The 21,426-nt window shown below is 70.2% G+C and carries 20 protein-coding genes and 1 tRNA gene; 14 read left to right on the forward strand and 7 right to left on the reverse strand.

The features are described 5' to 3' along the window. Positions 1–29 precede the first annotated feature (29 nt). On the reverse strand, positions 30–2,831 hold the full coding sequence (locus ABWO84_RS07000; protein ID WP_353113804.1) for a hypothetical protein: 2,802 nt from the start codon (positions 2,829–2,831) through the stop codon (positions 30–32). Between the two features lie 35 nt (positions 2,832–2,866). Next, positions 2,867–4,675, reverse strand: a complete 1,809-nt coding sequence (locus ABWO84_RS07005; RefSeq protein WP_353113997.1) for an HSP90 family protein — start codon at positions 4,673–4,675, stop codon at positions 2,867–2,869. 179 nt (positions 4,676–4,854) lie between these two features. Between ABWO84_RS07005 and ABWO84_RS07010 the strand changes: the two genes are divergently transcribed. The 3 genes from ABWO84_RS07010 (at position 4,855) to nusG (ending at position 6,280) form a co-directional block, all read left to right on the forward strand. Continuing rightward, positions 4,855–4,927, forward strand: a tRNA-Trp gene (locus tag ABWO84_RS07010). A 40-nt stretch (positions 4,928–4,967) separates the two neighbouring features. Beyond that, on the forward strand, positions 4,968–5,237 hold the full coding sequence (gene secE / locus ABWO84_RS07015) for a preprotein translocase subunit SecE (RefSeq protein WP_353113805.1): 270 nt from the start codon (positions 4,968–4,970) through the stop codon (positions 5,235–5,237). Between the two features lie 41 nt (positions 5,238–5,278). Then, positions 5,279–6,280: a transcription termination/antitermination protein NusG gene (gene nusG / locus ABWO84_RS07020; RefSeq protein WP_353113806.1), complete on the forward strand. Its 1,002-nt coding sequence runs from the start codon at positions 5,279–5,281 to the stop codon at positions 6,278–6,280. A gap of 66 nt (positions 6,281–6,346) precedes the next feature. On the opposite strand, the gene ABWO84_RS07025 is transcribed toward nusG, so the two are convergent. After that, a complete protein-coding gene (locus tag ABWO84_RS07025) occupies positions 6,347–7,273 on the reverse strand; it encodes an NADP-dependent oxidoreductase (RefSeq protein WP_353113807.1) in 927 nt (308 codons plus the stop codon). Positions 7,274–7,434: 161 nt separating this feature from the next. Here ABWO84_RS07025 and rplK point away from each other — a divergent pair, with 161 nt between their 5' ends. From rplK to ABWO84_RS07040, 3 genes are all read left to right on the forward strand, one after another. Further along, positions 7,435–7,866, forward strand: a complete 432-nt coding sequence (rplK, locus tag ABWO84_RS07030; RefSeq protein ID WP_056312763.1) for a 50S ribosomal protein L11 — start codon at positions 7,435–7,437, stop codon at positions 7,864–7,866. A 14-nt stretch (positions 7,867–7,880) separates the two neighbouring features. Further along, positions 7,881–8,570 (forward strand): 50S ribosomal protein L1, encoded by a 690-nt coding sequence (rplA, locus tag ABWO84_RS07035; protein WP_353113808.1) that lies wholly within the window; start codon positions 7,881–7,883, stop codon positions 8,568–8,570. Between the two features lie 77 nt (positions 8,571–8,647). Further along, a complete protein-coding gene (locus tag ABWO84_RS07040) occupies positions 8,648–9,004 on the forward strand; it encodes an iron chaperone (protein ID WP_353113809.1) in 357 nt (118 codons plus the stop codon). A gap of 20 nt (positions 9,005–9,024) precedes the next feature. Here the strand turns inward: ABWO84_RS07040 and ABWO84_RS07045 are convergent, their stop codons facing one another. Beyond that, complete coding sequence (locus tag ABWO84_RS07045; RefSeq protein WP_353113810.1) at positions 9,025–9,681, reverse strand: LysE/ArgO family amino acid transporter; 657 nt, start codon at positions 9,679–9,681, stop codon at positions 9,025–9,027. Positions 9,682–9,751: 70 nt separating this feature from the next. Here ABWO84_RS07045 and ABWO84_RS07050 point away from each other — a divergent pair, with 70 nt between their 5' ends. Continuing rightward, positions 9,752–10,636 carry a LysR family transcriptional regulator ArgP gene (locus ABWO84_RS07050; RefSeq protein WP_353113811.1) on the forward strand — a complete coding sequence of 295 codons (885 nt, stop codon included), beginning with the start codon at positions 9,752–9,754 and terminating at the stop codon, positions 10,634–10,636. Between the two features lie 39 nt (positions 10,637–10,675). Here the strand turns inward: ABWO84_RS07050 and ABWO84_RS07055 are convergent, their stop codons facing one another. Together ABWO84_RS07055 and ABWO84_RS07060 are read right to left on the reverse strand one after the other, a co-directional pair. Beyond that, complete coding sequence (locus tag ABWO84_RS07055) at positions 10,676–11,095, reverse strand: MarR family winged helix-turn-helix transcriptional regulator (RefSeq protein ID WP_353113812.1); 420 nt, start codon at positions 11,093–11,095, stop codon at positions 10,676–10,678. Positions 11,096–11,132: 37 nt separating this feature from the next. Then, positions 11,133–12,809 carry an MDR family MFS transporter gene (locus ABWO84_RS07060; protein WP_353113813.1) on the reverse strand — a complete coding sequence of 559 codons (1,677 nt, stop codon included), beginning with the start codon at positions 12,807–12,809 and terminating at the stop codon, positions 11,133–11,135. 129 nt (positions 12,810–12,938) lie between these two features. Between ABWO84_RS07060 and ABWO84_RS07065 the strand changes: the two genes are divergently transcribed. The 4 genes from ABWO84_RS07065 (at position 12,939) to rplL (ending at position 16,333) form a co-directional block, all read left to right on the forward strand. Beyond that, complete coding sequence (locus ABWO84_RS07065; protein ID WP_353113814.1) at positions 12,939–13,616, forward strand: YqaJ viral recombinase family protein; 678 nt, start codon at positions 12,939–12,941, stop codon at positions 13,614–13,616. Positions 13,617–13,884: 268 nt separating this feature from the next. Continuing rightward, entirely contained in the window at positions 13,885–14,868 is a 984-nt protein-coding gene (locus tag ABWO84_RS07070; protein WP_353113815.1) for a hypothetical protein, read from the forward strand. A gap of 544 nt (positions 14,869–15,412) precedes the next feature. Further along, positions 15,413–15,901: a 50S ribosomal protein L10 gene (gene rplJ / locus ABWO84_RS07075; RefSeq protein ID WP_353113816.1), complete on the forward strand. Its 489-nt coding sequence runs from the start codon at positions 15,413–15,415 to the stop codon at positions 15,899–15,901. A 48-nt stretch (positions 15,902–15,949) separates the two neighbouring features. After that, a complete protein-coding gene (gene rplL, locus ABWO84_RS07080; protein ID WP_353113817.1) occupies positions 15,950–16,333 on the forward strand; it encodes a 50S ribosomal protein L7/L12 in 384 nt (127 codons plus the stop codon). Positions 16,334–16,435: 102 nt separating this feature from the next. Here the strand turns inward: rplL and ABWO84_RS07085 are convergent, their stop codons facing one another. Next, positions 16,436–17,440 carry a LacI family DNA-binding transcriptional regulator gene (locus tag ABWO84_RS07085; RefSeq protein WP_353113818.1) on the reverse strand — a complete coding sequence of 335 codons (1,005 nt, stop codon included), beginning with the start codon at positions 17,438–17,440 and terminating at the stop codon, positions 16,436–16,438. A 251-nt stretch (positions 17,441–17,691) separates the two neighbouring features. On the opposite strand from ABWO84_RS07085, the gene ABWO84_RS07090 reads away from it, so the two are divergent. From ABWO84_RS07090 to ABWO84_RS07100, 3 genes are all read left to right on the forward strand, one after another. Beyond that, entirely contained in the window at positions 17,692–19,023 is a 1,332-nt protein-coding gene (locus ABWO84_RS07090; RefSeq protein ID WP_353113819.1) for an ABC transporter substrate-binding protein, read from the forward strand. 70 nt (positions 19,024–19,093) lie between these two features. Beyond that, a complete protein-coding gene (locus ABWO84_RS07095) occupies positions 19,094–20,437 on the forward strand; it encodes a carbohydrate ABC transporter permease (protein ID WP_353113820.1) in 1,344 nt (447 codons plus the stop codon). Then, on the forward strand, positions 20,437–21,405 hold the full coding sequence (locus tag ABWO84_RS07100; RefSeq protein ID WP_353113821.1) for a carbohydrate ABC transporter permease: 969 nt from the start codon (positions 20,437–20,439) through the stop codon (positions 21,403–21,405). The genes ABWO84_RS07095 and ABWO84_RS07100 overlap by 1 nt, the downstream gene beginning before the upstream one ends. The last annotated feature ends 21 nt before the right edge of the window (positions 21,406–21,426 follow it).

Below are 21,426 nucleotides of genomic sequence, written 5' to 3' on the forward strand. Positions count from 1 at the left end.
GTCTCGCTGCGCTCGCTCCGCGACCCAGGTCAGCCCTCCGCGATCGCTCGGGCCTCGGCGGCCTCCGCGGCGCGGCCGAGCTTCTCGAGCGCGTCGCCGAGCTCGAGGGCGGCGACCTGCCGCAGCGGCGGGATCTGCGCGGCACGCTCGATCGCGCTGCGGAACAGCGGCACGGCGTCCTCTCCGCGTCCGGCCTCGACCAGCACGCGGGCGCCGAACAGCTCCGACCCCGCCGCGGCGCCGGCATCGCCCAGCCCCCCGAAGCCGTCGGCGGCGGTGAGCACCGCGGAGACGGCCTCGTCGACCTGTCCCAGCTCGGCCAGCGCCCGGCCGCGGGAATCCGTCACGTCGGCGAGCAGCCAGGTCGCGTCGTTCTCCGTCGCGATCCGGGCGACCTCGTCGAAGAGGCCGAACGCACGCGGGTCCTTCTGCCCGCCGTAGGCCTGCGCGAGATTGTGCAGCACCTCGACGAGCGCGCCGGTGGCTTCGGTCGGACGGACCAGCTCGGCGGCGCGTTCGAGCAGACCGACGGCGTCGTCGTGCTCGCCGAAGCGCGCAAGGATCTTCGCCTGCTCCAGCATCGCCATCGCCTGATCTGCCGGCTCCTCGGCCTCGCCGTGGAGCTCGGCGGCGTATCCGAATGCGCCGACGGCCTGGCCGAACTCCCCGGCGGAGGCGAGCGAGCGGGCGAGGAGCCCCGCCGTCATCGCGCGCGATCCGGGGTGCACCTCCGCCTCCTCCTCGCGCTGGAGCACCTCGCCGAGCAGCTCCGCGGCCTCTGCGGCGTCGCCGGCCTGCAGCATCGCCCTGGCCAGGCGGAACTCCGCTCCGGCGCGATCGCCGCCCTCCTGCACGATCAGGCGCACGCCCACGCGGTACCGGGCGAGCGCCTGCTCGGGCTCGCCCGCGTCCTCCCAGAGGGCGCCGGCCAGCATCTGCGCCCCGGCGACCGACTGCAGCCCGCCGAGTCCCGTGAGCAGGCGCGCGGCCTCATCGGCGTCGGCGGCTCCCTCGGCATACTGCTCCGCGCCGCCGTGCAGGCGCGCCCGCACCTCGAACGCCTTCGCGCGGTGCCCGTCGTGGATCTCCGGATCGGCGAGCAGTCCCTCGACGAGCGCTCCCGCCCGCTCCATGTCGCCGCGGCGCAGCAGCACGACGAGCGCGGCCAGGGTCGTGGTGGTGACGAGGCGGTGGTCCCCGGCTTCGGCGAATGCGCGGGACGCCTTCTCGGCGAAGTCCAGCGCCTCATCCGGCTCCTCGGCGCGGATGCGGGCCGAGGCGAGCGTCAGCGCGACGTCGCCCCGCGACCAGGGGTGCAGTTGCGCCGCGTCGGCCCATTCGCGCTCGAGCGCCGCGATGTCCGCTTCCTCGGTGCGGCCGAACAGCGCGAGGCCGAGCCGATCCTCCAGCGCGGCCTGCCCGGTCCATCCGGTTTCCTCCAGCGCGGCGCGGCGCTCGGCGAGCAGCGCTGACGCCTCGTCGGCGCGGTCCAGTGAGATGAGGGCTCCGAGGCGGAGTCCCAGCAGTCGCGCCCGCTTCCCGGGGTCGGCGAGTCCGAGCGACACGGCGCGGTCGCCGGCGGCCAGGGCGTCGCTCTCCGAGCCGAAGCCGCCCAGGGCGATCGCCCGCTCGTACCAGCCGTCCGCGTCCTGCGGCTCCGTCGACGAGGCGGGGGCCGCGAACACGTCGGAGCGGATCGGCACGTCGTAGTGCTCGGAGGCGAGCGCGGTCAGGCGCGCGCGACGACGGGCGTGCCCCTGAGAGGCGTCGCGTGCGTCGAACTCGGCGCCGATCCCGTCGGCGGTGCGCCAGGCGGCCGCGGCGAGATCGGCCGCGCTCCACACCCCGTCGTGCGCGCCGAAGAAGCGCACCAGCGGCGCGGCGTCCGCGCCGCGCACCGGGGTGTCGCCGTGTCCGGCCGCGGTGACGCGGTCGAGGGCGAAGGCGAAGGCCGTGAGCGCCGCGTAGTGCCCGTCGACGTTCAGCTGGTCGTGGGCGAGCCAGGGCAGGTGACGCTCGACCATCGCCAGCGCACGGGCCTCGTTGCCCGTGAGGGCGGCGAAGACGATGTTGTTCGCGACGATGGTGAGGTTGTCGGGGTTGTCCTTCGCGAGGCGGTAGCTGCGCAGGTGCGCCGACTTCGCGTCGTCGAGGCGGCCGAGGTGCAGGTACGGCACCAGCGCGCGGGACAGGGCGTGCTCGGGCTCCTCGCCGCAGGAGAACCCGCCCTCGATCATCTCCTCGACCAGGCGGATCGCGTCCTCCTCGCGCTCGGTCTCGGCGAAGAATCCGGCGAACTGGCTGCGCCCGCAGGCGTCGCAGTGGCTGTAGTCGTCGCGCGGCGTCGCCTCGAGCCGCACGCGCAGCTGTTCGGCCTCGTCCATGCGCCCGGCCTCCCAGGCGTCCTCGAAGCGCGCGGTGAGCACGCCGCTCATGCCGATGCCGGCCTTGCGGTAGTGCCCCTCCATGTCGTCCAGCACGGCGGCGATCTGGTCCTGCGAGAAGGCCGGCGAGGAGCGCAGCGCCGAGGCCATCCACTTGAACTGCCACATCAGATCGGCGCTGCCGTTCTCGATGTCGAGCGGGAAGCGGGCGGGGTCGGCGTCGTGCCGGGTGAGGCACCAGGCGAAGGAGTTGAGCATGACGTCGGTCGCCCCGCCCATGTTCGCCGATGCGGTCTGCCGCATGCGTGCCTGGTACTCGAGCTTCTCGTCGCCGATCTCGAGGGCGAGGGCGACCGCCTCGCCGACCAGGGCCTGCTCTGCAGGACCCCAGGGGGTGCGGTCGATCTCCTCGATCAGCTGCTGGAAGCGCTTCTTCGGACGGGCCATGGTTGGCTCCTTGAGGGGGGAGGGGCGGCGGGGGGTCAGTGCGGATCGTCGAAAGGGAAGACGTCGGCCGGGAGGCCGGCGGACAGTGAGACGAGGTCGGCGAGCGCCCCCGTCATCAGCGACCGGTCGTCGTCGCTCAGGGGGTGGTGCCCGGCCAGCAGCGCCTGGATGTAGAGCAGCTGCACGGTGCGGGCGAAGACGGCGTCGTCGGTCACGCCGACCAGGGCGCGCACCACGCGGTTGGACCAGTTCAGGCAGAGCCGCGCGGTGAGGTCGTCGTCGCGCTCGGCGCCGACCGTGTCGTCGATCTTCGAGAGCACCCCGCCCCAGAGGGCGTTGGTGATCCCCTTGGTGCGGGTGCGGTCGATCGCGCGCAGCACCTCCGGGTCGGCGACGTACAGGCCGGTGAGGTCGGTGCGGTCGATCGTGCGGACCACCACCGCGCACGACGAGGACTCGAGAACCGCGCCGGCCCGCTCCTCCAGTGCGACCGCGGCGTCCCGGTCGTCGAGGGGCGGCGGGTCGAGCCGGTCCAGCTCGCCGGCTACGTCCACCTGCTCCACGGAGACGTGCGGGTGGAGGTCGGGGAGCATCCGCACCAGGTCGGCGTCGTACAGGTAACCGCCGTTGACGAGCACCTCCGACGGCTGGGCGATGCCCGCGACCTGGCGGAACTCGTCGACCGTGCGGGCGTAGCGGATATGCGGGAAGCGGTCGACGAGGTCGCCGAGGCGCATCGTGCCGTGCGTGGTCTCCACGGTCAGCCAGCGGGTGATGAACCGTGCCAGCTCCTCGTCGTGGCGCACGAGCGACTTCAGGCCCACCTCGTGGACCGCGACGAACTGCGCGAGACGGTGCGGCTCGCGCAGGCCGAGCTCGAGCACCCAGCGCCGGATGCCGGCACCGAGCTGCTCCCGCGCGCGCTCCAGCGCCGCGTCCTCGACCAGCGACTCGCGGCTGGCGGTGGGGGAGAGGCCGGTGGAGTCGATGACCGCCCGCACGAAGAAGGCCCAGTCGGGGAGGATGTCGGCGGCGTTCTCGGAGAGCAGCATCCGGCCGAGGTACATCCGGGTCGCCTGGCGGGCGCTGGGCGGCGGCGCGAAGGGGAGCACGTAGGCCAGGCCGCGCGTGCCCGTCGCGGCGTCCGAGACGTCGATGACGTCGAGCGGGGCCGCGCCGATGAGGTCGCGTCCGAACTCGCGGGCCTCGGCGGGGTCGGTCTCGTCGAGGAAGGGCGCGGGGCGGGTCACGTCGAGGTCCCCACCGGGGGTCTCGAGCACGACGCGCACGGGGAGGAACTCCGCGAAGGTCGTCGCGAGCTCGCGCACCGCGGGGCCGCGGAGCAGATCGTCCGAGTCGAACCGGGGCACGAGGTGCACACTGGTGCCGATCGGAAGCTGCTCGTCGAGCTCCGCCACCTGGAAGGTGCCGTCGGCGTTGCCCGTCCACTCGACGGACGCCCCGCCGCGGGCGCTCCGGGAGCGGATGACGATGCTGTCGGCCACCATGAAGCAGCTGAGCAGGCCGATGCCGAACTGTCCCAGGAAGTCGCTGCGCGGGAGGTCGAAGATGTCGCGTTTGGAGCTGCGTCCGACCGTGGCGAGGAGGTCGGCCACCTCGGACGCCGTGAGGCCGACCCCGTCGTCGCGCAGCACGAACTCCCCGGAGGCGTCGGTGAGCGGGGAGATGCGGATGAGACCGCCGCCGCCGTCGACCTCGGCGCGTGCCGTGATCGCGTCGCGGGCGTTCTGCAGCAGCTCGCGGAGGAACACACGGGGGCTCGAATAGATGTGGCGACTCAGCAGGTCGACGACACCACGCAGATCCACCTGGAACTGACGCATGTCAGCACTCACCCTGACCCTCCGTTCGTTGCCGCTCGCAGAGCCTAACAGTCCTTCCCGAGGGATGCCGGTTCGGCCCGGGCCTCGGAATGCCGTACACTGATGAGGCAGTTGTCTGCATTCTTTCGCCGTGCCTCCGGGAGCGGCGCGGATGCGGATCCCGGGGTCGTCAGACCTCTAGGGCGGTAGCTCAATTGGCAGAGCAGCGGTCTCCAAAACCGCAGGTTGCAGGTTCGATTCCTGTCCGCCCTGCGCGTCAGCGCCACGCTGGCCCACGAAAGGTACATGCAGGATGGATCAGGACGAACCGCGCGGCGAGGTCGTCGCGGCCGGGCAGGCCGCCACCCGCGAAAAGAAGCTCGGCTTCTTCGGACGAATCGCACTGTTCTTCCGGCAGGTGATCGGCGAACTCCGCAAGGTCGTCACGCCGACCCGGAAGGAGCTCGGCAAGTTCACTCTGGTCGTTCTCATCTTCGTGCTGATCGTCATGGGTCTGGTGTACGGCCTTGACTGGGTGTTCGGCACCGCCACGCACTACGTGTTCGGGGTGCCGGGCAAGTAATGCCCCCGCGGCGCGAGTCGCGGTGAATGGAAAGAGACAACGTGTCCGAACGATATTCCGACGACGCCGACTGGGCCACCGCGGCCGAGCAGTCCAGCGAGGAGGACGAGGCCCAGGAGGGCAACGTCCTCGCCGCGGAGGAGCGCTCCGTCACCTCTGCAGAGCACGTCGCCCTGCACGTGGAGGACGACGGCGAGGAATTCGACGACACCGACGACATCGACATCGAAGACCCGGAGGCGGATGCGATCGTGAACGACGCCCTCAACCTGGACGAAGCGGCCGAGTCCGAGGCCGCCGCAGAGGTCCTGAACGACGCCGTGGCCGAAGAGGTCGCCGAGGCCGAGGCCGAAGCGGAGGCGGAGATCGCCCCCTACGACGGCCCCGAGCTCGCCGGCGACGACGAGGACGCCTCGGAGGAGGACCCGTACGAGGCGTTCCGCCTCGACCTGCGGATGCTCCCCGGCAAGTGGTACGTCATCCACTCGTACGCCGGTTTCGAGCGCAAGGTGAAGGCCAACATCGAGCAGCGCAAGTCGACGCTCGAGGTCGAGGACGACATCTACCAGATCGAGGTCCCGATGGAGGACGTCGTCGAGATCAAGAACGGCCAGCGCAAGATGGTCACCCGCGTGCGCATCCCGGGCTACGTGCTCGTGCGCATGGAGCTCAACGAGGACACCTGGTCCGTCGTCCGCCACACGCCGGGCGTCACCGGCTTCGTGGGCAACGCCCACAACCCGACCCCGCTGCGCTTCGAAGAGGCCTTCAACATGCTGAAGTCGCTCGTCGAGGTCAAGGACGTCCCCACCGCGAAGTCCATCGCGGCCAAGGGCGGCACCGCGGTCGCGCGCCCCGTGCCGGCCGAGGTCGACTTCGAGATCGGCGAGACGATCACCATCAAGGAGGGCTCGTTCGCCGGCCTTCCCGGTTCGATCAGCGAGATCAAGCCGGAGAGCGGCAAGCTCACCGTGCTGGTGTCGCTCTTCGAGCGCGAGACCCCGGTCGAGCTGTCGTTCGACCAGGTCACCAAGATGGTCTGACATCGCTTCACGAGAAAAGCGGCCGCCCCTTCCGGGGCCGGCCGCTTTTCTCGTCTCGGGCAGGGGTCATTCGGCCCCGGTGAGGATCACGAGCTTGCCGCGCACGTGGCCTTCGCGCAGGCGGGAGACCGCCTCGGCCGTGCGCTCGATCGGATAATCGGCTTCGACGTCGACGCGGATCCGGCCGGCCGCGACCTCGTCGAGAAGACGTCCGAGCGCGCCCTCCGGGGCGTCGCCGCCTCCGGTCGGGAGGGTTCCGGGGAGCGGCCCTCCGGCGATGAGGGTGATCCGCCCCGGTGCGACGCCGAGGTCGAGCGCGGCCTGGGCCGCCTCGGTGCCCTGCAGGTCGGCGGCGGCCGTCAGCGGACCGGTCAGCACGCCCCGCACACGGTCGGCGAGCCCCTCGCCGTAGGTCACCGGCAGGGCGCCGAGCCCGCGCAGGAAGTCGTGGTTGGCGGGAGAGGCCGTGGCGACGACGGCCGCACCGGTTTGCACTGCGAGCTGGGTGGCGAGGATGCCGACGCCTCCCGCCGCGCCGCCGATGAGCACCGTGTCGTCGGGCCCGAGGCCCAGGCGGCCGATCGCGGCGACCGCGGTGCGTCCGGCGATCGGCAGCGTGGCGGCGACCGCGAGGGGGACGGCGTCCGGGACGACGGTGAGCGCGGCGGCCGGCAGCACCGTGTAGTCGGCGACCGCGGCGCCGCCGGCGCCGCCGACCACGCGGTCGCCGATCGCGACCTCCGACACCCCGTCGCCCACGGCGGCGACGACGCCGGCGAAGTCGTGCCCGTATCCGCCGGGGACGGGCACCCCGAAGGCCTCCGCGGCGGCCGGGTAGGCGGCGATCTTCCAGTCCACCGGGTTGAGGCCGGCGGCGTGGACGCGCACCAGGGCCTCGCCGGCCCCGGGCGAGGGGACGGCCTCGGACTCGAGGGAGATGTGCTCGGGGCCGCCGTAGGCGTTCTGACGGATGACGCGGTTCTGTTCAGTCATGTCGATGGCAACCGGGCCGCGCCCGGCGGAATTCCCGTGCGACGGCGTTAAGGGTAGACTCTTATGGTTTGTGCGCGTGCGCACGGACATCACCGCGTTCCGGAGATGCCGGGACGACGGGAGAGGGATGCGCAGGCATCCTCTCGACGAAAGGAATCACTATGGCACCGAAGAAGAAGGTGACCGGCCTGATCAAGCTCCAGATCAACGCCGGCGCCGCCAACCCGGCGCCGCCGATCGGCCCCGCGCTCGGTCAGCATGGCGTCAACATCATGGAGTTCTGCAAGGCGTACAACGCCGCGACCGAGTCGCAGCGCGGCAACGTCATCCCCGTCGAGATCACCGTCTACGAGGACCGCAGCTTCACGTTCATCCTGAAGACCCCGCCGGCCGCCGAGCTGATCAAGAAGGCCGCAGGCGTCCCCAAGGGCTCCGCGACCCCGCACACCGTCAAGGTCGCGAAGATCACCAAGGACCAGGTCCGTCAGATCGCCGAGACCAAGCAGGCTGACCTGAACGCGAACGACATCGAGGCCGCCTCGAAGATCATCGCCGGCACCGCCCGCTCCATGGGCATCACGGTCGAGGGCTGAGGGGGATAACGAACATGGCTACCAAGTCCAAGGCTTACCAGGCTGCTGCCGCCAAGATCGAGGCGGACCGCTTCTACACTCCCGCCGAGGCCGTCGCCCTCGCCAAGGAGACCGGCTCGTCGAAGTTCGACTCGACTGTCGAGGTCGCGCTGAAGCTCTCGGTCGACCCCCGCAAGGCCGACCAGATGGTGCGCGGCACCGTCATCCTCCCGCACGGCACCGGCAAGACCGCCCGCGTCATCGTGTTCGCGAACGGCCCGGCCGCTGAGGCCGCGATCGCCGCGGGTGCGGACGAGGTCGGCGGCGCCGAGCTCATCGAGAAGGTCGCCGGCGGCTGGACCGACTTCGACGCGGCCGTCTCGACCCCGGAGCTCATGGGCCAGGTCGGTCGTCTCGGCAAGGTGCTGGGCCCCCGCGGCCTGATGCCGAACCCGAAGACCGGCACCGTGACCCCCAACACGGCCAAGGCCGTCGAGGAGATCAAGGGCGGAAAGATCGAGTTCCGCGTCGACAAGCACGCCAACGTGCACTTCGTCGTCGGCAAGGCCTCCTTCACCGCAGAGCAGCTGGGCGAGAACATCGGCGCCGCGCTCGAGGAGATCGTCCGCCTCAAGCCGTCGAGCTCGAAGGGCCGTTACATCCAGAAGGGCGCCGTGTCGACCACGTTCGGCCCCGGCATCCCGCTGGACGTCAACGCCATCTGAGCCCCGTCGCTCCTTCCGAAGGCCTCCGCTCCGGCGGAGGCCTTCGTCGTCCCCGGGCATCGTGCCAGGATGGGCGCATGGGAGCGGTGGACGACTACCTCGTGGGTGTCGAGGACGAAGGCGACCGGGCGGTGCTGGCCCGGGTGTACCGGATCGCGCAGGAGCTCGCGCCCGATGCCGAGCAGGGCACCGGATACCGGATGCCGGCGCTGAAGCACCGCGGCAAGGTGCTGATCTCCGCGATCCGTGCCGCCACGCACATCGGGGTCTACCCGTTCAGCGCCGCCGCGGTCGCCGCGGTGGCCGGGACGGTGTCCGGGATCGACGGCGCCGGTGCGAGCACCGGTGCGATCCGCTTCGCCCCCGGCACGGAGATCCCCGATGGCCTCGTACGTGATCTCGTGCTGTTCCGGATGGCGGAGATCGACGGCTGAGGTCGGGGCGCTGTCGGGCGTCAGGGGAGCAGCACGGGCAGCACGAGGTTGATCCCGAGCAAGATCATCACCGCGGCGATGCCGGCGTCGAGGATGCGCCAGGCGCGAGGGGTGCGCAGCCAGCGGCCGAGGTAGCGGGCGCCGAAGCCCAGTGCGGTGAACCAGATCCCGCTCGCGAGGATCGCGCCGGCGGCGAACGGCCACCGCCCGTCGCCGTGCGTTGCAGCGACCGATCCCAGCATCAGCACGGTGTCGAGGTACACGTGCGGGTTCAGCCAGGTCAGGGCCAGCACCGTCGCGATCACCGGTGCGAGGCGGGTGCGGGTGACGGTGGTCGTGCCGGATCCCGCTGCGGTCCCCGCGGCGTCCCGGTCCTCGACCGCGAGGACGTCGCCTCCGCCGCGCCAGGCCCGACGGGCGGCCAGCAGTCCGTAGGCGATGAGGAAGACCGCCCCGGCCCAGCGGGCGACGACGACCAGCCACGGGGCTCGTTCGACGAGGAACCCGAGTCCGGCGACCCCCGCGACGATGAGCACGGCGTCGGAGGACGCGCAGATGAGGACCACGGGCAGCACGTGCTCGCGCCGGAGCCCCTGGCGGAGCACGAAGACGTTCTGCGCCCCGATCGCGATGATGAGGGACAGGCCGAGGCCGAGGCCGGAGAGCACGGTGAGCACGGGACAACGCTAAGAGCGGACCATCATGAAAACCAGCGAACATTTCTACTGGCGCATTAGCATCGCTCATGTGAAGATCGACGCCCAGCTCGCCGCCACCGTCGCGGCCGTGATCGACGAGGGCAGCTTCGACGCGGCGGCTCGCCGGCTGCACGTGACGCCCTCCGCGGTGAGCCAGCGCATCAAGACGCTCGAGCAGCAGCTGGGGCGCGTGGTCGTCGTGCGCTCGAAGCCCGCGAGGGCGACGGAGGCGGGGGAGGCGCTGGTGCGGCTCGCCCGGCAGATCGCGCTCCTCGAGCACGACACTGTCACCGCCTTCGGCCTCGCCGGAGAGGGGGAGCGCGGGCCGCGGTTACGGATCCCGCTCGCCGTGAACGCCGACTCGATGGCGACCTGGTTCCTCGCGCCGCTGGCCCGTGTCGCCGCGGCACACGACATCGACGTCGACCTGCACCGCGACGATCAGAACTACACCGCGCGACTGCTCGAGTCGGGCGACGTCATGGCCGCCGTGACCTCGGAGTCCGCAGCGGTCGGAGGATGCCGCGTGAGCGGGCTGGGCGTGCTGGAGTACCGGCCGATGGCGACCGAGGCCTTCGTCGCGCGGTGGTTCCCCGGCGGCGTCACCGCGGAGGCGCTGGAGCGGGCGCCGTTCGTGGACTTCGACCGCCGCGACGCGCTGCAGCACGACTGGCTGCGTGCGCACGGGGTGGACTCCTGGGCGGTGCCCCGGCACTACGTCCCCGCCTCGCACGACTTCGCCCAGGCCGTGCGGATCGGCCTGGGTTGGGGCCTCATCCCGGTGCCCCAGGGCGTGTCGGGGCTGGTCGACCTGGGCGGCCCGTCGACCAGGGTGCCGCTGCACTGGCAGCAGTGGAGCCTGCGCTCGCCGCTGCTGGATGCCCTCGCGGCGGAGGTGGCGGACGAGGCGTCGCGCGTGCTCGCGCCGCTCTGAGCCCCGCGGCGCCACGTCGGGTCGGCGCCGCGGTCGGTCTCAGGGGGTCTCGCCGCTGGAGAGGGCGTGCAGGAGGCGGGTGAGGTTGTCGATGTCGTCGATCTGCCACGAGCTGAGCGAGTGACGCAGCCGTCGCTCGTCCGCCGCACGCACCTCGGCGAGCCGGCGCTTCCCCTCGTCGGTGGCGGTGAGGAGGCTCGAGCGGCCGTCCTCGGGGTCGGGCATGCGCTCGATCAGGCCGTGGGCCTCGAGCTCGCGCAGCATCCTGCTCACCTGCGACTTGTCCGCGGTCATGCGCTCGGAGAGCTCCGACGGGCGCACCCTCTCGCACGAGACGACCATGCTGAACAGCTTGTACGCGCCGGGGGAGAGGCCGGGCGCCAGGCGCGCCGCGTACTCGAGGTACATGCGGCGCACCTGGGCGAACAGCGTGGCGAACTCGTTCTCGAGAGCGTGCATCGCCTGCTCCCGATCGTCCGGCCGCGGCGGAACCCTGTCAGCCATCTCGGCGGCTGCGCCTGCTCTGCGGAGCCTGCGTGGGGACCGGGCCGGTGGCCGGCACCGCCTCCATGCCGCCTTCGGCGGAGTAGGTGGCGAGATCGGCCTCGGAGGCCTGCAGGCGCTCACGGGTGGTCATGCGGGTGAGCGACACGTTCGGCAGGAACAGCACGGCGATGAAGCTCAGCACCGCGAACGGCACGGCGATCAGGAACGAGGCCGCGATGCCCTGAGCGTAGATGTCCTCGACGATCACGCGCACCACGTCGGGCAGCTTCGAGACCTCGGGGAGCGTGCCCGTCTGGAACTGCGCCCCGATCTCGGCGCCCTTCTTGCCGAGCGAGGCGAGGGCCTTGCCGATGTCGGCCTGACGGTCGACGAACAGGGTGCTCACCTGCGAGGCGAGGGCGGCGCCCATCACGGAGACGCCGATCGTGCCGCCGAGGCTGCGGAAGAACGTGACCCCAGAGCTCGCGGCGCCCAGGTCCTCCGGGCGGGCGGTGTTCTGCACGATGAGCACGAGGTTCTGCATCGTCATGCCGACGCCGGCGCCCATGAGCAGCATGTAGACCGAGACGAGGAAGAAGTTCGTGTCGTAGTGCAGGGTCGACAGGAGCGCGGCGCCGACGCCGGTGAGCACGGTGCCGGTGACCACGAAGCCCTTCCATCGGCCGTAGCGGCTGATCAGGTTTCCGACGACCACCGAGGCGATCAGCAGGCCGCCGATCATCGGCAGCGTCATCAGCCCGGCCTGGGTCGGGGTCGCGCCGCGCGCCATCTGCATGTACTGGCTGAGGAACACGGAGGTGCCGAACATCGCGATGCCGATCGCGATCGAGGCGAGCACGGAGAGGGTGAAGGTGCGGTTGCGGAACATCGTGAGCGGGACGAGCGGCTCGGCCGAGCGCAGTTCGACGACCACGAACAGGATGCCGGCGAGCACGGCGCCGCCGAGCATCACCGCGGTCTGCCAGCTCCACCAGCCGAACCACGAGCTCGCGCTGTCGCCGGCGCTGGTGACCCAGATGAGCAGCAGCGAGACGGAGGTGGCGAGCAGCACGATGCCGAAGTAGTCGATCCGCACGCGGTCGCGCGTCGGAGGAGCGGGCTTGAGGGTGATCTGCAGGATGATGAGCGCGGCGATCGCGAACGGGATCGCGACGTAGAAGTTCCAGCGCCAGTTGGCGACGTCGGTGAGGAAGCCGCCGAGCAGTGGGCCGCCGACGGTGGCCAGCGCCATCACGGCGCCGAAGAGGCCCATGTAGCGCCCGCGCTCGCGGGGGCTGATGATGTCGGCCATGATCACCTGGCTGAGCGCGGCGAGGCCGCCGGCGCCGATACCCTGCACCGCGCGGAACGCGATCAGCATGCCCGCGTCCTGCGAGAAGCCCGCCGCGGCGGTGGCTCCGACGAAGATCACCAGGGCGAGCTGGATGAGCACCTTGCGGTTGAAGAGGTCGGAGAGCTTGCCCCAGATCGGGGTGGCGATCGCGGTCGTGAGGAGGGTCGAGGTGACCACCCAGGTGAAGGCGGCCTGATCGCCGCCGAGGTCGTGCACGATGACCGGCAGCGAGGTCGAGACGACCGTGCCGGAGAGCATCGAGACGAACATGCCCAGCAGCAGGCCGGAAAGGGCTTCGAGCACCTGGCGGTGCGACATCGTGGCGTTGTTCATGATCTCCCGTAGTGATTGACAATCGTCCACCATAGAGGAATTGGTTGATATTCGTCAACTAACTCCGCCTTTCGGGATGAGGCGGCGTGGGAGGGAGGGCGGGTCGGAGGCCGGGCGTAGGGTCGAAGGGTGACTCCCGAACTGCAGGCCCGCATCGTCGCGGACTCCCGCGACCGGGTCGCCTGGCTGCGCGCGCGGGCCCGCGGGATCACCGCGACCGATGTCGCCGGCCTCTCGGGGGAGGGGTCCATCACGCGTGCCGCGGACGCCAAGCTCGGCGCCGGGCCGCGGTTCGGGGGCAATGCCTACACCGACCACGGCCGACGCCGTGAGCCGGAGATCGCCGCGTGGGTCGCCGCGACCCACGGCATCCTGCCATCCTCCGCGCTGTTCTGCGCCGAGGTGGAGAAGAGGCATCTGGCCACGCCCGACGGCATCGCCCAGGACACCGGCGGGCGGGTGACGCTCGCCGAGATCAAGACCACCAACAAGTCGTGGCGCAGTATCCCGCGCACCTATCTGCGGCAGGTCTGGTGGCAGCAGCACGTGCTCGGCGCCGAGCGCACCCTGTTCGTCTGGGAGGAGCACGACGACTTCCAGCCCGTGCACGACGAGCCGAAGTCGGTGTGGATCGAGCGGGACGATCGTGAGATCGAGCGGCTGGTCTCCCTCGCCACGAGGCTGATCGACGAGCTCTATCACCGCACGACGGGCAACGTCCCGCCCGCGCTCGCCCCCGCAGCGCCCAGTCGCCGCGACGCCCTCCGCGAGCGCGACATGTATCGGGCCCTGGCGCTGTCCGACTGAGCCTCTGGAGTTGCCGGGGCGCTCTGCCGCCGGGCCGGTGTGTTCGCGTCGACCCGGTGTGTTCGCGTCGCCCCGGTATGTTCGCGTCGCCCCGGTATGTTCGCGTCGACCCGGTCGGAAATCTGCGCACGCAACATGCAGGGTCGGCGGGATCGCACAGGACGGATGGGGCTGGACTTGACGTGCCCAGGGCATCGGATTCGGGCGGTCTGCACCGTTCGGGGATGACGGCGTCGCGGGACATCCGATCGGGCGCCAGGATGAGCGGATGCGACGCGCGATCGAGCTGGACGAAGCCCGGAGGATGCTGCTCTCGCGGAGCGGCCTGCTCGACCGGGGTGTGGCCGAGCGGGAGATCCGTCTCCGCGTGGAGCGCGGTGAGCTCGTGCGCGTGCGTCGCGGCTGGTATGCGGCGGCGACCGACTGGCAGGTGCTCTGGCCGGAGGGCCGGCACCTCTTGCGCGTGCTCGCCGTGCAACACGACGCGACCGGCTCCGCGCCCGTGTTCTGCGGCACTTCCGCGGGCGTGCTCTGGGGCCTTCCCCTCTATCGCACCGCGCCCCGGCGGGTGCACGTCGCCGAGACGCGGGGTCGTTCGCGCAGCACCAGGGATGTCCTCCGGCACGAGACGGAGCTGGCCGACGACGACGTCGCCGAGATCGACGGGATGCGCTGCACCTCTCTGCACCGCACCGTGTTCGACCTCGCCAGGAAGCTCAGCGCGGAGGCGGCGGTGGCCGGCGCCGATGCGGCTCTTCGCGCGGTCGCGGTGACGGGGCAGCGCCAGGACGAAGCGCTCGCCGAGGAGTGGCGGGAGGAGCTCGGTCGTCGGGCGCACGGATCCCGGGCCCGCGGGGTGCGTCAGGCGCGCCGCATCATCGCCTTCGCCGACGGACGCGCTCAGCTGCCAGGGGAGAGCGTGAGCAGGCTTCAACTGCATCGGCTGGGCTTTCGTCGCATCGGGCTCCAGGTGCCGGTCGTCCTGTCGCGGGGGCAGAGCTACTGGATCGACTTCGATCTGGAGGAGGCGGGCGCCTTCGGCGAGTTCGACGGCGAGGGGAAGTATCTCCACGCCGCGCTCCGCTCCGGACGCACGGTCGAGCAGGTCGTCCTGGACGAGAAGCGCCGTGAGGACACGGTGCGTGGTGTGACGGGGCGGCGTTTCGTCCGCTGGGAGGCCGCCCACATCCGCACCCCGGAGGCGCTCGCCGAGCGGCTGGCCGAGTTCGGCGTGCGTCCCCCGCGAGGGTGACGCTCTCGCGGGGCTTGTCGGCCTCGGGCCGGTTCTGGGTCTGCGTTGCCCCCGCCCCGGTACGTTCCCGCCGGGACGGCTGGATGTTCGCGCGGGCAACGTATCGGGTGGGTGGGATCGCACCTGGTTGGGTGGGATCGCACCTGGTGGGTGGGATCGCACCGGGTTGGGAAGGTCCTCCGCCCCGGTATGTTCCCGCCGAGGCGTCCGGAAGTTTGCGCGGGCAACGTACCGGTTGGGTGGGATCGCACCGGGTTGGGAAGGTCCTCCGCCCCCGGGCGCCGATTTGGGGGATGGGGAGGCGTCGCGTAGAGTGGAGGCAACCGAAGACCGCTGGTCATCGTCATGCGCGCGAGCGTGAGGCGATCGAAGCTCTGCGACAAGCAGGGGCCCGCGCAGGTGACCTGAATGAGATCCGGATCCCGGATTCCGCTCCGTCGCTTGCGCCGGAGCTTTTTTCTTGCCCGGATGCCGAGAGCGACCGGGCCGGTCCAGGCCGATGCCCCACCGCCGTGGGGCGTCTCGTACACATCAAGGAGTGACCATGGCGCAGAAGGATGCATCGGTCGCCGAGCTCACGAAGTCATTCGAGGACTCGAACGCCGTTCTGCTGACCGAGTACCGCGGTCTGACGGTTGCCCAGCTCAAGGAGCTGCGCAACAGCATCCGTCAGGACGCTGAGTACGCCGTGGTGAAGAACACGCTGACCAAGATCGCCGCGAACAACGCGGGGATCAGCGCGCTGGACGACGACCTCAAGGGGCCGTCCGCCGTCGCGTTCGTGCACGGTGACTTCGTCGCCACCGCCAAGGCTCTGCGTGACTTCGCCAAGGCCAACCCGCTTCTCGTGATCAAGGCCGGCATCTTCGAGGGCAACGCCCTCACCGCGGACGAGGTCAACAAGTACGCCGCGCTCGAGAGCCGCGAGGTTCTGCTGGCGAAGGCTGCGGGCATGATGAAGGCGACGATGGGCAAGGCTGCCGCCACCATCGACGCTCTTCGCGAAAAGCTGGAGACCGCAGAGGCCGCGTAAGCGACCTGCGATCTCGTCTACAAACCCCATCTATCTAGGAGATACATCATGGCTAAGCTCACCACTGAGGAGCTGCTCGAGCAGTTCGCCGGCCTGACCCTCGTCGAGCTCAACGACTTCGTCAAGGCGTTCGAGGAGAAGTTCGAGGTCACCGCCGCTGCTCCGGTCGCCGTCGCGGGTGCCGCTGGCGGCGCCGCCGGTGCCGAGGCCGAGGAGGAGAAGGACTCGTTCGACGTCATCCTCGAGGCTGCCGGCGACAAGAAGATCCAGGTCATCAAGACGGTCCGCGAGCTCACCTCGCTGGGCCTCGGCGAGGCGAAGGCTCTCGTCGATGGTGCCCCGAAGCCCGTTCTCGAGGGTGCCAACAAGGAGGCCGCCGAGGCCGCCAAGGCTGCCCTGGAGGAGGCCGGCGCTTCGGTCACCCTCAAGTGAGCCGGGCCGCGTCGGCGCGCATCGCACGCTGACACGGCATCCTGCAGCTTTCAGAAAGGCCCCGGGTCCGCCCGGGGCCTTTCCGTGTCCCCGGGCCTCTTCCTAGCGGGCGTTCGCGGTCGAGGAGCGCACGACGAGCTCCGACGGCAACACGATCTGCTCGGGCGGGGCGGCGGGATCGTCCATCCTCGCCCGCAGCAGCCGCACCGCCTCCGAGCCCTGCAGCCGGGGCTGCTGGCGCATCGTCGTCAGCGAGAACATCTCCGCGTGCTGGTGATCGTCGATGCCCACGACGCTCAGCTCGGCCGCGACCGCGATGCCGAGGCGCCGTGCCGCCACCACGCCCCCGATCGCCGCCTCGTCGCACACGCCCACGAACGCGCTGGGGCGCTGCCGCCGATCGCCGAGCGCGCGCACCGCGGCCTCGTAGCCGCCGGGCATGGTGGGGGCTCCCGCCGCATGCTGGGCCCGGTCGTCCAGCCCCGCGGCGGCCATCGCCGCGAGGTAGCCGTCGAGCCGCCGCCGGTCGCCGACCGCATGGGTCGCCGCATCCGGCTGTCCGCCGAGGAACACGATGTCGCGATGCCCGAGGTCGATGAGGTGCTCGGTCGCGATCCGCGCGGCGGCGAAGTCGTCGATCGAGACCGCGCTGGTCCCCTCGCTGTATGCGCCGATGCTGACCACGGGCGACTCCACCCGCAGCAGCCGCTCGAGCTCGTGCGCGCTGGGCTGGATCCCCACCGCGATGATCCCGTCGAAGCGGCGGCGGGGGAGGATCCGCTCGAACAGCCGCGCCCGCTCCGCCGAGCCCTCCCTGATGCCGTAGAGCACGAGGTCGTACCCCTCGGCGAACAGCCCCTCCTGCACGCCGGCGAGGAGCTCGGCGAAGAACCAGCGGTCCAGCGACGGCATGATCACCCCGACGGACAGGCTGCGCCCCGTCGCGAGGCTCATCGCCGAGGAGTGCGCGACGTACGACAGCTCCTCGGCCGCGCTCCGCACCCGGTCCCGGGTCTCCTCCGACACGTATCCGTGCCCGGAGAGAGCGCGGCTCGCGGTCGCCTTGGAGACCCCTGCGCGGGCGGCGACGTCGGCGATCGTGCTCATGGGGTCCTCCGGTCGGACACGTTCCCGCGTCACAGTACCGCGAAACCGGGCTTGAAGGGAACCGGTTCCATGCCTCAGGCTATGGGAGCGCTCCCACGCACGGGTGAACCCAAACCTCAATGGTTGCTCAGTTGTGACCGTGGCCCATTGTGTCGGGAGCTCTCAGCCCAGTAGGTTGGGCCTGGAATCGGTTCCTGAGTGAATGCCGCAAGGTTGCAGCACAGGGCCAGCACTCGAAGAGGAGAATCCACATGGCATTGTCACAGCGACACCGTCTGCTCGCTCCCCTGGCCCTGGTCGGCGCCGCAACGCTGATCCTGGCCGGGTGCGCGGAGTCGTCGCCCGGAGGCGGCGGCTCGACCGACGGAAAGGGTGCCACGGTGAAGATCGCCGGCGGCATCACGGGCACCGAGGCCGACGCTCTGAACAAGACGTTCGATCAGTTCACCAAGGACACCGGCATCAAGGTCGTCTACACGGGCGACAAGGCGTTCGAGGGCAACATCGTCACGAAGGTGCAGGGCGGCTCGGCCCCCGACATCGCGATCGTCCCCCAGCCGGGCCTGCTGAAGTCGCTCATCGAGACGGGCGAGGTCAAGAAGGGCACCGACACCGTCTCGTCCAACGTGGACAAGTACTGGGGCAAGGACTGGAAGACCTACGGGTCCGACGGCGGCGACTTCTACGCGGCCCCGATGCTCGGCAACGTGAAGGGCTACGTCTGGTACCAGCCCGCGAAGTTCAAGGAGTGGGGCGTCGAGGTCCCGAAGACCTGGGACGAGCTGCTCACCCTCACCAAGACCATCCAGGAGAAGAGCGGACAGGCGCCCTGGTGCGCCGGCTTCGCGTCCGACGCGGCGTCGGGCTGGCCCGGCACCGACTGGATCGAGGACATGGTGCTGCGCACCGCCGGCCCGGACGTCTACGACAAGTGGGTGGCCGGCGACGTGAAGTTCACCGACCCGCAGATCAAGACCGCGTTCGACGAGACGGGCAAGATCCTGCTCGACCCGAAGTACGTCAACGCCGGGTTCGGCGACGTGAAGAGCATCAACTCGACCGCGTTCGGCGATGTCGCCGCGAAGGTCGCGGACGGCTCCTGCGCGCTGACCCACCAGGCCTCGTTCCTGAGCGCGAACTTCCTCACCGTGAAGACGAAGTCGGGTGAGACCCCGAAGATCGCCCCGGACGGCGACGTCTACGCGTTCCTGCTCCCGGGCATGAAGGAGGGCGAGCAGATGGTCGAGGGCGCGGGCGAGTTCGTCACGCGGTTCTCGGACGACGAGGCGACGAAGAAGGTCGTCGAGTACATGTCCACCCCTGAGTTCGCGGACGCTCGCGTCAAGCTCGGCGGCGTGATCTCGGCCAACCGCGGCGCCGACCCGAGCCTCGCCTCGAGCGAGTTCCTCACCGATGCGATGAAGGTGCTGCAGGACAAGAACACCGTGATGCGCTTCGACGCCTCCGACCTGATGCCGGCCACCGTCGGCTCCGGTTCCTTCTGGAAGGGCATGGTGAGCTGGATCGACGGCACGCCGACCGACAAGGTGCTGGAAGCCATCCAGGCCGGCTACCAGAACTGATCCGCCCATTCGCGGTGGGTGCGCCTGAGGGTGCACCCACCGCGAGTCGACTCCTCGGGGAGGGACATCGATGTCGACTTCTTCCGATCTGGAACCGCCGCTGACCCGCGCGGCCGCGCAGGCGCCCGGCGCCGGTGCGCCGCCGTCGCGGTCCGCCACCCGGTGGGTGCTGCTCGCCGGGGCGGTGGTGCTCATCGCCCTGGTGCTCGCGCTGCTCTTCGTGAGCACGCCGAATCCGGATGCCGCGCCCACCACGCTCGGCTTCTCGCTGAACAGCTTCTTCGTCTGGCTGGGCGGGCTCCATCCGCTGCTGCAGATCCCGATCGTGCTGGTCGTGTTCGCGGTCGTGGTGGCGGTGCTGCTGCTGCTCATCGAGTACGCGCCGCGGCACGGCAAGCCGTACATGTGGATCCGGCTGGTCGCCAGCTTCGTGATCCCCGTGCTCGCGTTCATGCTGCTCCGGCCGTATCAGAACGCGGTGCTGTACGTCGTCGCGATCGCGCTGATCGCCGGTGGACTGCTGTTCTACGCCGACTACCGCGCCCGGGAGGGCGCCGGCTACTTCTTCCAGCTGGTGCTGTTCATGGCCCCTGCCGTGATCATGCTGATGATCGGCCTGATCGTCCCGGCGATCTCGACGTTCGCGAAGTCGTTCTTCGACAAGACGGGGAAGAACTTCGTCGGCCTGGACAACTACGTCTGGACCTTCACCAACCCCGACGGCTTCTGGTCGGTGATCAACACCCTGATCTGGGCGCTGATCGCCCCGACCGTCTCCACGATCATCGGTCTCGCCTATGCGGTGTTCATCGACAGGGCGCGCGGTGAGAAGCTGCTGAAGGTGCTGGTGTTCATGCCCGTCGCGATCTCGTTCGTCGGCGCCGGCATCATCTGGAAGTTCGTCTACGACTACCGGCAGGGCGACCAGATCGGACTGCTGAACGCGATCATCACGTGGCTCGGCGGGAAGCCCGTCGGATGGCTCGACGCGCAGCCGCTGATCAACACCATCTGCCTGCTGCTCGTCTTCATCTGGACGCAGACCGGCTTCGCGATGGTGATCCTCTCGGCGGCGATCAAGGGACTGCCGCCCGAGCAGATGGAGGCCGCCTCGCTCGACGGGGCGAACGCCTGGCAGCGGTTCACGAACGTCACCGTCCCGGGCATCCGGACGTCGCTGGTCGTCGTGCTGACGACCATCACGATCGCGTCCTTGAAGGTGTACGACATCGTGGCGGTGATGACCGGTGGTCGTTCGAACACGACCGTGCTGGGCTTCGAGATGGTCAACCAGCAGCAGAGGTTCCAGAGCTACGGGCACTCCTCGGCGCTCGCCGTGGTGCTGTTCATCTTCGTGCTGCCGCTGATCGTCTACAACGCCCGGCAGATGCGCAAGCAGAGGGAGATCCGCTGATGTCCGCCACCCAAGCCGTCGTGACGGACAACCGCACCGCGCGTCAGGTCGAGCGCGACACCCGTCGCCACGAGAAGACCGCGCAGAAGCGCCTCACCTCGCGCGGGGCCACCCTGGCCGCCGCGATCATCGCGATCGTCTGGACCATCCCGACGTTCGGCCTCTTCGTCACCTCCTTCCGGCCGGGCGCCGACGTGCAGTCGACCGGATGGTGGACGGTGTTCGTCAACCCGAGCTTCACGCTGGACAACTACTTCCAGGCGCTCACCTCGGGCGGCACGGCGCTGACGCTGGGGCAGTCGTTCATCAACTCGCTCGCGATCACGATCCCGGCGACGGTGATCCCGATCACGATCGCCTCGCTCGCCGCCTACGCGTTCGCCTGGATCCCGTTCAAGGGGCGCAGCGCGACCTTCGTGTTCGTCTTCGCCCTGCAGATCGTGCCGATCCAGATGGCCCTCGTGCCGCTGCTGACGCTGTTCTCGAAGGGCCTGACGATCGGCGACGTGACGATCTTCCCGGGCTTCGGGCTGCGCGATGTGGACCACAGCTTCGCGACGGTGTGGATCGCGCACGCGATCTTCGCCCTGCCGCTGGCGATCTTCATGCTGCACAACTTCATCGCCGAGATCCCGAGCGAGATCGTCGAGGCGGCGCGCGTGGACGGCGCCGGGCACGGACAGACGTTCTTCCGCATCATCCTCCCGCTGGCGATGCCGGCGATCGCGTCCTTCGGGATCTTCCAGTTCCTCTGGGTGTGGAACGATCTGCTGGTGGCGACGATCTTCGCGCCGTCGTCCTCGCTGCCTCTGACGCAGACGCTGAACTCGCTGTCGGGATCGTGGGGCGACCGCTGGTTCCTGCAGTCCGCGGGCGCGTTCATCTCGATCATCGTCCCGCTGATCGTGTTCTTCTCTCTCCAGCGGTTCTTCGTGCGCGGGCTGCTCGCCGGCGCGACGAAGGGCTGACCGAGGCCGGGGGAGCCGGAT

Source organism: Microbacterium sp. (genome assembly GCF_040394595.1).
GTDB lineage: Bacteria > Actinomycetota > Actinomycetes > Actinomycetales > Microbacteriaceae > Microbacterium.